This is a genomic window from Micromonospora sp. NPDC018662 (assembly GCF_044391475.1).
Classification (GTDB): Bacteria; Actinomycetota; Actinomycetes; order Mycobacteriales; family Micromonosporaceae; genus Micromonospora.
The window spans coordinates 167,878-179,859 of sequence record NZ_JBISAC010000009.1; the positions used below are offsets into that span (position 1 = coordinate 167,878).

Annotated in this window: 11 protein-coding genes; 4 read left to right on the forward strand and 7 right to left on the reverse strand. The window is 75.3% G+C overall.

Annotation, left to right across the window (positions count from 1 at the left end):
- Positions 1 to 79 precede the first annotated feature (79 nt).
- Both ACH495_RS24195 and ACH495_RS24200 read left to right on the forward strand, forming a co-directional pair.
- Positions 80 to 871 (forward strand): DNA-formamidopyrimidine glycosylase family protein, encoded by a 792-nt coding sequence (locus ACH495_RS24195; protein ID WP_396859979.1) that lies wholly within the window; start codon positions 80 to 82, stop codon positions 869 to 871.
- Positions 872 to 1,039: 168 nt separating this feature from the next.
- The gene (locus ACH495_RS24200) at positions 1,040 to 4,717 is read left to right on the forward strand and encodes a multicopper oxidase domain-containing protein (protein ID WP_396859980.1); all 3,678 of its coding nucleotides are present in this window, start codon (positions 1,040 to 1,042) and stop codon (positions 4,715 to 4,717) included.
- Between the two features lie 247 nt (positions 4,718 to 4,964).
- Here ACH495_RS24200 and ACH495_RS24205 read toward each other — a convergent pair whose 3' ends face one another.
- From ACH495_RS24205 to ACH495_RS24235, 7 genes are all read right to left on the reverse strand, one after another.
- Positions 4,965 to 5,726: a hypothetical protein gene (locus ACH495_RS24205; RefSeq protein WP_396859981.1), complete on the reverse strand. Its 762-nt coding sequence runs from the start codon at positions 5,724 to 5,726 to the stop codon at positions 4,965 to 4,967.
- 16 nt (positions 5,727 to 5,742) lie between these two features.
- A complete protein-coding gene (locus tag ACH495_RS24210; RefSeq protein ID WP_396859982.1) occupies positions 5,743 to 6,594 on the reverse strand; it encodes a PspA/IM30 family protein in 852 nt (283 codons plus the stop codon).
- 126 nt (positions 6,595 to 6,720) lie between these two features.
- On the reverse strand, positions 6,721 to 7,161 hold the full coding sequence (locus tag ACH495_RS24215) for a helix-turn-helix domain-containing protein (RefSeq protein ID WP_396859983.1): 441 nt from the start codon (positions 7,159 to 7,161) through the stop codon (positions 6,721 to 6,723).
- Between the two features lie 205 nt (positions 7,162 to 7,366).
- Positions 7,367 to 7,915: a CinA family protein gene (locus ACH495_RS24220; protein ID WP_396859984.1), complete on the reverse strand. Its 549-nt coding sequence runs from the start codon at positions 7,913 to 7,915 to the stop codon at positions 7,367 to 7,369.
- Positions 7,916 to 7,966: 51 nt separating this feature from the next.
- On the reverse strand, positions 7,967 to 8,548 hold the full coding sequence (gene pgsA, locus ACH495_RS24225) for a CDP-diacylglycerol--glycerol-3-phosphate 3-phosphatidyltransferase (RefSeq protein ID WP_396860062.1): 582 nt from the start codon (positions 8,546 to 8,548) through the stop codon (positions 7,967 to 7,969).
- Positions 8,549 to 8,595: 47 nt separating this feature from the next.
- Complete coding sequence (rimO, locus tag ACH495_RS24230; RefSeq protein ID WP_396859985.1) at positions 8,596 to 10,098, reverse strand: 30S ribosomal protein S12 methylthiotransferase RimO; 1,503 nt, start codon at positions 10,096 to 10,098, stop codon at positions 8,596 to 8,598.
- A gap of 63 nt (positions 10,099 to 10,161) precedes the next feature.
- On the reverse strand, positions 10,162 to 11,085 hold the full coding sequence (locus ACH495_RS24235) for an ornithine cyclodeaminase family protein (RefSeq protein WP_396859986.1): 924 nt from the start codon (positions 11,083 to 11,085) through the stop codon (positions 10,162 to 10,164).
- Positions 11,086 to 11,298: 213 nt separating this feature from the next.
- Between ACH495_RS24235 and ACH495_RS24240 the strand changes: the two genes are divergently transcribed.
- Both ACH495_RS24240 and ACH495_RS24245 read left to right on the forward strand, forming a co-directional pair.
- Positions 11,299 to 11,613, forward strand: coding sequence for a DMT family transporter (locus ACH495_RS24240; RefSeq protein ID WP_396859987.1), 315 nt, complete (start codon positions 11,299 to 11,301; stop codon positions 11,611 to 11,613).
- 85 nt (positions 11,614 to 11,698) lie between these two features.
- On the forward strand, positions 11,699 to 11,944 hold the full coding sequence (locus tag ACH495_RS24245) for a hypothetical protein (RefSeq protein ID WP_396859988.1): 246 nt from the start codon (positions 11,699 to 11,701) through the stop codon (positions 11,942 to 11,944).
- Positions 11,945 to 11,982: the final 38 nt, after the last annotated feature.

Below are 11,982 nucleotides of genomic sequence, written 5' to 3' on the forward strand. Positions count from 1 at the left end.
CCCCGCCCGGCCGGCCCGCCACCTCGGGCTCCGGACTCTCCGCAGAACCCGGGTCCGTTCGGCAGGCGACAATGGTGGGGTGCCCGAAGGTGACACCGTCTGGAACACCGCCCGCGTCCTGCACCGCGCGCTGGCCGGGGCCCGGCTGACCGGGTCGGACTTCCGCGTGCCGCAGCTCGCCGCGACCGACCTCGCCGGCTGGACCGTGCGCGAGTCGGCCAGCCGGGGCAAGCATCTGCTGCTGCGTCTCGACGACCCCGGGGCCCGGAGCTGGACGCTGCACTCGCACCTGCGGATGGACGGCGCGTGGCGGGCGTACGCCCCGGGCGAGCGGTGGTCGGCCCGGCCGGCGCACCTGATCCGGGTGGTGCTCCGCTCGTCCGCTGCGGTCGCGGTCGGCTACCACCTGCACGAGCTGGCGCTGATTCCGACCGCCGAGGAGGAGTCGCTGGTCGGCCACCTCGGCCCGGACCTGCTCGGTGCGGACTGGGCCCCGGACGAGGCGGTCCGCCGGCTGGCCGCGCACCCGGAGCAGAGCATCGGCGAGGCGCTGCTCGACCAGCGGAACCTGGCCGGGGTGGGCAATCTCTACAAGTGCGAGGTGCTGTTCCTGCGCGGGGTGTCGCCGTGGACGCCGGTGCGCGCGGTGCCCGACCTGGCCGGCACCGTGGCGCTGGCCCAGCGGCTGCTCGCGGCGAACCGGGGTCGCTGGACGCAGAGCACCACCGGGGTGCTGCGCCGCGGCGGGACCAGTTACGTCTACGGCCGCCGGGCCCAGCCGTGCCGGCGCTGCGGGACGGCGATCCGCAAGGAGGAGCTGGGTGAGCGGGTCACCTACTGGTGCCCGGTCTGCCAGCCGGAACGCGAGTGACGTGGAACTTCCACGAAACGCCTAAGATCCCCAAGATTCGGACGATTGGGTACTTCCCTCCCGCCGTCCGGCGTCGCATGCTGCGGTGGACCGCTCACCGATCGTCAGCAGCGCGTACGCCCGCCACGCCGGGGTGACGGCCGCCGCGCCCCGATCCCGGGGAGAGCCATGGTGCTGTTCCGCAGACTCCGGCCCGGCCGGCCGGACCGGGCCGCCACGGTCGCCGAGAAGACCGCGCCCACCGTCCCGACCGCCCGCGCCGCCGACGAGAAGCCCGCCGAGCCGGCCGCGCCGCCGGAGCCGGTCGCGCCCGTCGAAACCGCCGAACCGGCCGCGCCGGTCGAACCCGCCTGCGCCAGTCTGGACCCGGGCGGGGTGCCGCGCCTGTTCGGTCCGGTGCCGAACACCGCCAGCAGCCCGCTGCCCGCGCTCGACCCGGACGGCCGGCCGGTGCCCGGCACCGGCCTCCGCAAGTTCGTCGACCCGCTGCCGGTGCCGGGCCGGGCGGCCACCGCCGGGCTCGGCGCCCGGCTGCCGGTCGCGGCGCCGGACACCATCACGTGGCCGGGCTGCGACTACTACGAGATCGGCCTCCAGGAGTACGCGCAGCGCCTGCACCGGGACCTGCCGGCCACCCGGCTGCGCGGCTACCGCCAGCTCAACCTGGGCACGGACGCGGCCGGCCACAACACGGTGAGCCCGCCCGACCGGCCCTGGCACCTCGGTCCGATGATCGTGGCACGGCGCGGCCGGCCGGTCCGGATCAAGTTCATCAACCAGCTCCCCACCGGCCGGGCCGGCGAGCTGTTCCTGCCGGTCGACGAGACGGTCGACGGGGCCGGGACCGGGCCGCTGGAAGGCCCCGCGCCGTACCCGCAGAACCGGGCCGTGCCGCACCTGGCCGGGGCGCGGACCGCCTGGACCAGCGCCGGCAACCCGTGGCAGTGGGTGACCCCGGCCGGCGAGATCACCCCGTACCCGGTCGGGGTGGGGGTGACGCCGGTGCCGGACATGCCGGTCCCCGGCGCGGGCGCCACCACGCTCTACTTCCCGAACGACCAGAGCGGCCGGCTGATGTGGTTGCACGACAACACGCTCGGCCTGTCCCGGCTCACCGTCTACGCCGGGCAGCTCGCGCTCTACCTGCTCACCGACCCGGCCGAGGAACGCCTCGTCGCCGACGGCGTGCTCCCCGCCGACCAGCTCCCGCTGGTGATCGAGGACAAGACGTTCGTCCCCGACGACGCGCAGCTCGCCGCGCAGGACCCGACCTGGGACCGGGACCGCTGGGGCGCCAAGGGCAGCCTCTGGCACCCGCACGTCTACCAGCCCCGGCAGAACCCCTACCGGGTCAGCGGCACGAACCCGACCGGCCGCTGGGACTACGGGCCGTGGACCCACGACCCGGACGGCGGGGCGAGTCCCTGGGTCGCCCCGGTGCCGAACCCGCACCACGACCCGGTCACCGACCCGGACGAGCCGCCGCTGGTCCCGGGCGTGCCGCACCCCTCGGCGGTCCCCGACGCGTACGGGGACACCCCGCTGGTCAACGGCGTCGCCTACCCGTACCTGGAGGTCGAGCCGCGGGCGTACCGGTTCCGGATCCTGAACGCCTGCGCGGACCGCGCGGTCAACCTCCAGCTCTACCGGGCCGCCTCGGACGGGCCGATGTGGACGCCGGATGGCGACGCGGCCGACCCGCGTGCCGGCGAGGTGCCGATGGTGGAGGCGGTCCGGGCGCCCGGCCGGCCGGCGTACTGGCCGGTGGACGGGCGCGACGGCGGCGTGCCCGACCCGGCCGCCGCCGGTCCGGAGCTGATCCAGATCGGCAACGAGGGCGGCCTGCTCCCGGCACCGGTGGTGCTGGCGAACCGGCCGATCGGCTACCGCTACGACCGGCAGGACCCGACAGTGCTCAACGTGGACGGGCACACGCTGCTGCTCGCGCCCGGCGAGCGCGCCGACGTGGTGGTGGACTTCGCCACCGTGCCGCCGGGCAGCACGCTGATCCTCTACAACGACTGCCCGGCACCGATGCCCCGGTTCGACAGCCGCCACGACCACCACACCGACGCCGGCGACCGTACCGCCGCGGGTGGCCTGCCGCCGGCCCGTCCCGGCTACGGCCCGAACACCCGGACGCTGCTCCAGATCCGGGTGGCCGGCAGTCCGGCGCCGCGCTACGACAGGCGGCGGCTCGCCGCCCGGCTGCCCGGCGCGTACGCGGAGAGCCAGCCGCCGCCGATCGTGCCGCAACCGGCGTACGACCCGGCGTTCGGCACCCGCACCGCCGGCCCGACGCTGGTCCCGGCGCGCGCCACCTCGGTCACGTTCACGCCGGCCGGCGCGTCCGGCCCGGTCACGCTGCCGCTGGCGGTGAAGTCGGTCGGGCAGGTGTTCGAGCCCCGGCACGGCCGGGCGGTGGGGCGACTCGGGGTCGGCCACCCGCTCGCCGGGCCGCTCGCGCCGGCCGTGCTGCCGCTCGGCCCGGCCGACCCCGTCACCGAGGAGCTGTTCGTCACCGACCCGACCGTGCCGGTGGGCGCGCCGGCGGACGGCACCCAGCTCTGGCGGATCGTCGGCGACGCGGACCGCACCCATCCGGTGCACGTCGAGGGCACCGACGTGCAGGTGGTCAACCGGGTCGGCTGGGACGGCACGATCCGCCCGCCGGAGGAGGGCGAGCTGGGCTGGAAGGACACCGTCCGGGTCAACCCGCGGGAGGACGTGGTGGTGGCGTTGCGCCCGGTCGCGCCCAGCCTGCCCTTCACGGTCGGCGACAGCGTACGGCTGCTCGACCCGGGTCGGCCGGCCGGCGCGAGGTTGGACGCCGGCCCGGTCAGCCCGGTCGACGGCCGACCCGCGACGGTGGTCAACCAGGTGGTCAACCTGGGCTGGGAGTACCGCTGGCAGACGCGCTCGGCGGGGCTGCGCGACCAGGGCATGAGCCGGCCGTTGGTGCTGCGGGTGGCACCCCGGGCGCCCACCGGCCTGACCGCCACGCCGGTGCCCGGCTCGGCCACCGCGCTGCCGGCCATCGCGTTGGCCTGGACCGGCAACGGCAGCCGTCCGCCGGCCACCAGCCATCGACTGCAACGCGCCACCGACAGCGCGTTCACGACCGGCCGCACCGAGATCACCGTGGCCGCCACCGCGACCCGGTACACGGACGCGACAGTCACCCCCGGTGTCACCTACCACTACCGGATCCGCGCCGAGAACGCGGTGAGCTGCTCGGCCTGGTCGAACGACGCGCCGGCGGCGGTACGGCTGACCGCGCCGTCCCGGCTGACCGCGGCGGTGCCGCCGGCCGCCCCGCTGCGGGTGGCGTTGCGCTGGGCGAACCACTCCTTTGCCACCGGGGTGGACGTGCAGCGGGCCACCAACCCGACGTTCACCAGCGGGCCGGGCACCACGGCGATCGCCGTGGGCGAGGCCCACCTGGACCCGGCCGTCGCCCCGGACACCACGTACTACTACCGGGTACGCACCACGTACCTCGGCGCGGCGTCACCCTGGTCGACGGTGGCCACGGTGACCACGCCGCCCCGGCCGACCGCGCCCACCGGGGTCTGCGCCACCGCCGGCACGCCGGCGCCGGACACCGCCACGGTGACGCTGAGCTGGTCGGCGGCGACGCCGGTCGGGCCCGGCGCCGGCTTCATCGTCGAGCGTGCCACCGACCCCGGCTTCACCCGGGACCCGGCCACCTTCCGGGTCACCGGCCGCGGCTTCACGAACACCGCCCTGCCGCCCGGCGTCACCTACTACTACCGGATACGCGCGACGAACATCGTCGGCATCTCCCCCTGGACCCCCCCGATCCAGATCACCACCCCGGCCTGACCGGCGCCGGTCCCGGGTACGGCCGCACGGGGCCGGCTTCGTGGCGAGCTTTCGTGCCACTCCAGAAGAATGCATGACTTCGGAGCGGTATGCCTCTGAGGCATAATTATGCCTGACAGGTATACGCGTCCTTGCCCATACCGTTCCCAGCAGGCACTACGGACAGTGATGGCCGCACAGGGTCGCGCAACACCGCGGCCCGGCCCGGGATGACGGGCCTGGGGCGGGCACAGACCGGCGCCGGCCGTCAGGGGGTGCGAAGTGGGGTGCGGAGTTCGGCGAGGGCGGAGGCCACGCCGTGCAGGAGGTCGGTGGCCTCGGTGAGGCGCGCGGCGGCCGGGTGGTGGGTGTCGGGGCGAGCGTCCTCGGCGACGTAGCCGGCGGCGGCCACCACCAGCCGCTCGTAGGCGGCCACCCCCTCCTCGAGCTGGGCGACCAGCGTGGCGTGCACCTCGGCGAGCGGCCCGCGCGGGGCCAGCTTCAACGCGCGTTCCACACCGGCCACCCGGCCGGCCAGCTCGCGCAGGGAATGGTCCGCCTCGGCGGCCTCCCGGACCGCCGGCCCGGCCAGCCCGGTCAGCCGGCCGGCCAGCCCGCCCAGGGTGAGCGCGGCCCGGTCCAGGCGGGCCCACGGCTCGGCCGCGGAGGTGCCGCGCAACGCGAGCCGGGACCGGACCCGGCGTACCTCGGCGAGGACGCCGGGGCCCACGGGCAGCCGCTCGACGGCGGCGACCAGCCGGGCCCGGGAGCGGGCGGCGGCCTCGGCCGGGTCGAGCGCCGGCGGGGCCGGCACCGCCGCGAGCGCCCGGTGGTCGACCCAGCGCCAGGCGGCCACCGCGATGGCGCTGCCCGCGGCGCCGGCCCAGGCCGCGTCCGGCAGGCCCAGGCCGGCGTACGGGGTGAGCACCGCTGCGGCGCCGCCGAGCCCGCCGGCCAGCACGCTCCACCGCCGGGCCGAACGACGCAGCTTGGCCAGCCGCCGGAAGTGTCGGGTCCGCTCGTCCGCCATCGCTCTCCCTCGTCCGTCAGCCGGTGGTGCTCTCCCCGGCGCCGCGGTCCCGGCTCATGCTGGCCCGGATCTCGTCCAGCCGGGCGGCGGCGGCCGGGTCGGTCGGCTGCCCCACGGCGGGGCGCTGCTGCTGGGCGCCGAGCTGCTCACCGGCCATGCTCGACCGAATCTGTTCCAGTCTGGAGGACCCGGCCGAGTCGAGCGTCGCCTTCTGGATCTCCAGCATGCGGCCCTCGACCGAGTTGCCGGCCAGCTCGGCCCGGCCCATGGCGGTGGCGTAGCGGCGCTCGATCCGGTCCCGCACCTCGTCCAGCGACGGGGTGCTGGCCGGCGCGGTGAGCGACGACATCGACTCCAGCGAGCGGGCCACGCTCTCCTGCATCTTGGCCTGCTCGAGCTGGCTGAGCAGCTTGGTGCGCTCGGCGAGCTTCTGCTGGAGGATCATCGAGTTGTTCTCGACCGCCTTGCGGGCCTGCGCGGCCGCGCCGAGCGCCTGGTCGTGCAGCGTCTTGAGATCCTCCAGCGCCTGCTCACCGGAGACGAGCTGGGTGGCGAGCAACTGGGCGGACTGCTCGTAGCGCCCGGCCTCGGCCTCGTCGCCCCGGCCCCGGGCCTGGTCGGCCAGCGCGAGCGCCTGCCGCGCGTTGCCCTGGAGCTGCTCCACCTCGGTCATCTGCCGGGACAGCTTCATCTCCAGCTGGCGCTGGTTGCCGATCACGGCCGCCGCCTGCTGGACCAGCGCCTGGTGCTGCCGCTGCGCCTCCTCGACCGCCTGCTGGATCTGCACCTTCGGATCGGCGTGCTCGTCGATCTTCGCGCCGAAGAGCGCCATCAGGTATTTCCAACCCTTGACGAACGGGTTCGCCATCTCCGCCTCGTCCCCTCAGTAGTGTCGCGCCTACATCGTTCCAGTCGGACACCACTCCGGCACCCGTACGACCTGATCAACACTACGACCCGCGCGCCACCGGCGACCATCGCGCGGACCGGCCGGTCAGGCGGCGCAGACCACGTCCCGCTCAGCGGGACGCACGCGGGTGCTGCGCAGCGTCGCCTTGAGCGGCGAATCCTGCCGGACCTGGACGGCCACCGCGCCGTCGGTGGTGACCTGCCGGACACCCCGGTTGGTGGCCTTGCGCACGGCGGACGGGACCACCGGCGTCGGCTCGTCGGCCACCGGCACCAGCACGCCGGGCATCTGCTCGGCCAGGGCGACCGTGTCGCTCACCTCGCGCAGCAGCTCGGACAGGCGGGCGCCGAGCGCGTCGCAGATCGCGGCCAGCAGCTCGCTGGAGGGTTCCTTCTGGCCACGCTCGATCTCGGAGAGGTAACCGAGGCTGACGTTGGCCGCGGACGAGACCTCGCGGAGGGTGCGCTGCTGCCCCTGCCGGCGCGCCCGCAGTGCGTCACCGATCACCCGGCGTAGCAGGACCATCGCACCTCCCCTGACGGGACACCTGTCCGGCCGATTCGCACCGCGCCGGAGGCGGCGGGCCGCTCCGGCGCCGGCGTCGCCCGCCGGAGCCTTCCCGCAACCGTACCCGTTGACCGCCACGACGACATCCCACCCCGCCTCTCCAATCCTGCGGTAAACGCCGCTCCGGCGACCCCGCGGCCGGGCGCGTCGGCGCCGGGACGGCTCACCGCCGGCCCGCGCCCGCCGGGTCGGCGAGCCCGGCGTCGCCGGTGACCGGGATGTGCTCGGCGAGCAGGCGCAGCGCCTCGATCACCGCGGCCGAACGGATGTGGTCCCGGCCACCGTCGAGGTCGAGCCGGCGCACGTCGCTGCCGGTCGGGCCGGTGACCGCCACGTAGACCAGGCCGACCGGCTTGTCGCCCTGCGGCTCCGGCCCGGCCACCCCGGTCGTGGCCAGCCCCCAGTCCGCGCCGCAGCGCTGCCGCCCACCCTCCGCGAGGGCGACGGCCACGTCCGGGTCGACCGGCCCGCGCGCCGCCAGCAGGTCCTCCGGTACGCCGGCCAGCGTCGCCTTCAGCTCGGTGGCGTAGACCACGAGACCGCCCCGGTAGATCGAGCTGACGCCGGCGATCTCCACGATCGCGGCGGCGAGCAGCCCGCCGGTCAGCGACTCGACAGTGGCCAGCGTCTGCCCGCACTCGTGCAGGCGGTGCACCACGGAGGCCGCCGGACTGCCGGCGGGCCGCTGGTGTCGCGCGTCGGTGTCTTCCATGACCCGCCCCTTCTTCCCGCGTCGCGCCGGCTTACTCACCGGCTGACCGGATCAACGCGCGGGGCGACGCAGCCGCAGCGCCTGGGCGACGTAGTCGAAACCGGTGGCGACGGTGACCACCACGGCGGCGCCCATGATCCAGGGGCCGATCGGGGCCAGCGCCGCCGGCATCGGCCAGAGGTACCAGGTGATCGCCAGGATCTGCAACGCAGTCTTGATCTTGCCGCCCCGGCTGGCCGCGATCACCCCGTGCCGGATCACCCAGAAGCGCAGCGCGGTGATGCCCAGCTCCCGGACCAGGATCACCACTGTCACCCACCAGGGCAGCCGGTCGTACCAGGAGAGCAGCACCAGCGCGGCGCCGGTGAGCGCCTTGTCGGCGATCGGGTCGGCGACCTTGCCCAGCGAGGTGACCAGCTCGAACCGGCGGGCGATCCAGCCGTCGACCAGGTCCGTCGCCGAGGCCACCACGAAGATCAGGCAGGCCGCCGTCCGCCAGCCGGCGTGGGTCATCCCGGACGCCACCACGGTGACCGCGAAGACCGGCACCAGCACCAGCCGCGCCGCGGTCAGCAGGTTGGCCGCGTTGAGCAGCGGCACGGGGGCGGCCACCGTCGACTCCGCCCCGGTCATGTCCGGCATCGCCCCACGTCGCTTCCCCGCTCCGTCCGGGCCCGCCGTCACCGTGCCGCGCCGGGCGCCGCCGAGATCATCTCATCCGGTACGGCGATCAGGTCGACGCCCTCGGTCGCCGTCACCCGGGCCCGGACCAGGTCACCCGGGCGCAGCGCGGCCAGGTCCACCCCGGCGCCGTCCGGCGCGACGAGCGTGGTCGACCCGTCGACCTCGGGCGCCTGGTGGGCGGCCCGGCCCTCGACCACGCCGTCGGCGATCGAGTCCACCAGCACCTCCAGCGTCGAGCCGAGCCGCTCCTCGGCCCGCTGCGAGCACAGCTCGTCGGCGAGCGCGCTGAGCCGGTCGTAGCGGCGTTTCACGGTGGCGGCCGAGACCTTGCCGGGCAGCCCGGCGGCCTCGGTGCCGTCCTCGTCGCTGTAGTCGAACATGCCGATCGCGTCCAGCCGCGCCTCGGTCAGGAACCGGACCAGCTCGGCCACGTCCTGCTTCGTCTCACCCGGGAAGCCCACGATGAAGTTGCTCCGCGCACCCGCCGCCGGCGCCAGCGCCCGGGCCGAGGCGAGCAGCTCCAGGAACCGGTCGGTGGAGCCGAATCGGCGCATCCGGCGCAGCACCGGCTCGCTCGAGTGCTGGAACGACAGGTCGAAGTAGGCGGCCACGCCCGGCGTGGTGGCGATCACCTCGACCAGGCCGGGCCGGGTCTCGGCCGGCTGGAGGTAACTGGCCCGCACCCGGACGATCCCGTCGATCGCGGCGAGCTGCGGCAGCAGCTTCTCCAACGCGCGCGGGTCGCCCAGGTCCTTGCCGTAGGAGGTGGAGTTCTCGCTGACCAGCACCAGCTCGCGGACGCCGGTCTTGGCCAGCCACTCGGCCTCGGCGAGCAGCTCGTCGGGGGTACGCGAGACGAACGCCCCGCGGAACGCCGGGATGGCGCAGAACGCGCAGCGCCGGTCGCAGCCACTGGCCAGCTTCAGCGAGGCCACCGGGCCGGTGTCGAGCCGGTGCCGCAGCACCTGCCGCAGGTGCGCCGGGGTGTGCGCGTCGGTCTGCGGCGCGACCCGGGTCGGGGTGCCGTGGCCGGGCAGCGACACCGCCGCCTCGCGGCGCTTCACCGGCGTCAGCGGCAGCAGCTCGCGCCGGTCGCGCGGGGTGTGCGCGGAGATCGCCTCGCCGGCCACCACCGCGTCGAGCCGGGCCGCGATGTCCGGGTAGTCGTCGAAGCTCAGCACCGCCTGCGCCTCGGGGAGACTGTCGGCCAGCTCACGGCCGTACCGCTCGGCCATGCAGCCGGCGGCGACCACCTTGGCGCCGGTGTCGGCGGCGGCCAGCAGCGTCTGGATCGAGTCCTGCTTCGCCTTCTCCACGAAGCCGCAGGTGTTCACCACCACCACGTCGGCGCCCTCGCCGTCGGTGCTCACCTGCCAGCCGTCGGCGTGCAGCCGGGCGGCCAACTCCTCCGAGTCGACCTCGTTGCGGGCACACCCCAGGGTCAGCAGCGCGACCCGGCGCCCATCGGATTGCGGAGAGGAGGAGGCAGCAGACACCATCCGAGGGTACAGGTGCAAGGAAGGGGCCCTTGTTAACGCCTGCGGTAGAGAAGGGGCCCCCTCTCACCGCGCCGGGGCGAGCGCGCGGGCCAGGCGGTCGAGGAGGAAGACCTCGGTGCCGGCCAGGCCGGTGGAGCAGAAGACCGAGATCTGGTCCGCGCCGGTGCGGCCCGGGACCGCGCCGGCCAGCACCGCGCCCAGGTCGCGCAGCCGGCCGGCGTACGGCTCGACGGCGGCGAGCATCGGCGGCGCGTACGCGGCGGCCTGCCCCGGCGAGTCGGTGACCAGCAGGTCGGCGGCGTCGAGCAGGTCGGTGCCGAACTCGTGCCGGTCGGCCTGCTTGAAGCCGACGGTGTTGACGTGCGTGCCCGGGGCCAGGTCGGCGGCGGCCAGCACCGGGACGGTGCTGGTGGTGGCGAGCACCACGAGATCGCGGTCGCGCACCGCGGCGGCGGCGGAGCCGACGGCCCGGGCCGGCACGCCCAGCTCGGCCCGGACCCGGGCGGCGAACGCCTCCCGCCGGGCGGCCGAGCGGCTGTGCACGGTCACCTCGCGCAGCGGCCGGACCGCCGCGGCGGCCCACACCTGGGTCCACGCCTGGCGTCCGGAACCCACCACGCCGAGCGTGGCGGCGTCCGGCCGGGCCAGCGCGTCCACGGCCACCCCACCCAGTCCCCCGGTCCGCCGGGAGCCCAGCTCCTCGCCGACCGCGATGGCCCGCACCGCACCGGTACGCGCGTCGTGCAGCACCACGAGCTGCCCGCTCTCCGGGTGCCCGAACGTGTCGTAGGAGCGGAAGCCGTACCACTCGCCGGTGAGGTGGCCGGCGGTGAGCACCATCCGGCCGCCGCCGAGCGGGGCGGAGGCCCGGGGCGGGGCGATCAGCCGCCCGGCGTACGCGGCCAGCAGCGCGTCCCGCATGGCGGCGACGGTGAGCGGGGCGTCCACGGCCGCCACGACGTCCTCGTCGGAGAAGAGCACGGTCATGGCCCCATCGTGCAACCTGAAGTTCGCGTGAACTCCAGTGATGGTGGGCTTCGTCACCACGCCGCCGGGCCGGCCCGGCCGGTGCTAGCGTCGGCCGTGGCGGTCCCCGGGCCGCCCCGGACGAGTGGTGGGCGTACCCGGTCAGGCACGACGCCCCGCGGACATCGACCGCCGCCCGGCCGACCGCCGGGCCCGCCCCTCAGAGGTGACCTCATGGCCTGGATCGTGCTGGTGCTCTCCGGACTGCTGGAGACCGCGTGGGCGATCGCCCTGGACCGCAGCGCCGGCTTCACCCGTCCCCTCCCCTCCGCCGTCTTCGCCGTCACGCTGGTCGGCAGCATGGCCGGCCTGGCGTACGCGCTGCGCGACATCCCGGTCGGCACCGGCTACGCGGTCTGGGTCGGCATCGGCGCGGTGGGCACCGCGCTGGTCGGCATGCTCGCGCTCGGCGAGCCGGCCAACCTGCCCCGGATCGCCTGCCTGCTGCTGGTGGTCGCCGGCGTGGTCGGCCTGAAGGTGTTCCACTGATCGATGCGTGATCCGGTTTGGACAACCGGACCGTCGGGGTAGGTGACCGGTCAGCTCAACGAGAAGATCACTCACGGAGGACACCATGGCCGACGTCCACGCCACCGCCCGCCCGCGCAGCAGCGCCGCCCGCATCTGCACCATCATCGCGTTCGTCTTCGCGGTCATCGCGATCTTCTTCCTGCCGCCGCTGTTCGGCCTGGTCGGCCTGGTGCTCGGCATCGTCGGCGCGGTGCTCGGCGACAAGCCGCTCGGCTGGTACGCCGCAGCCGCCAGCGTGGTCGGCGCCGTGCTCGGCATGGTGATCGGGTACGCGATCTACAACTCCTGAGCCACCGCGTCACACGGGCCCGCCGGTCGACCGGCGGG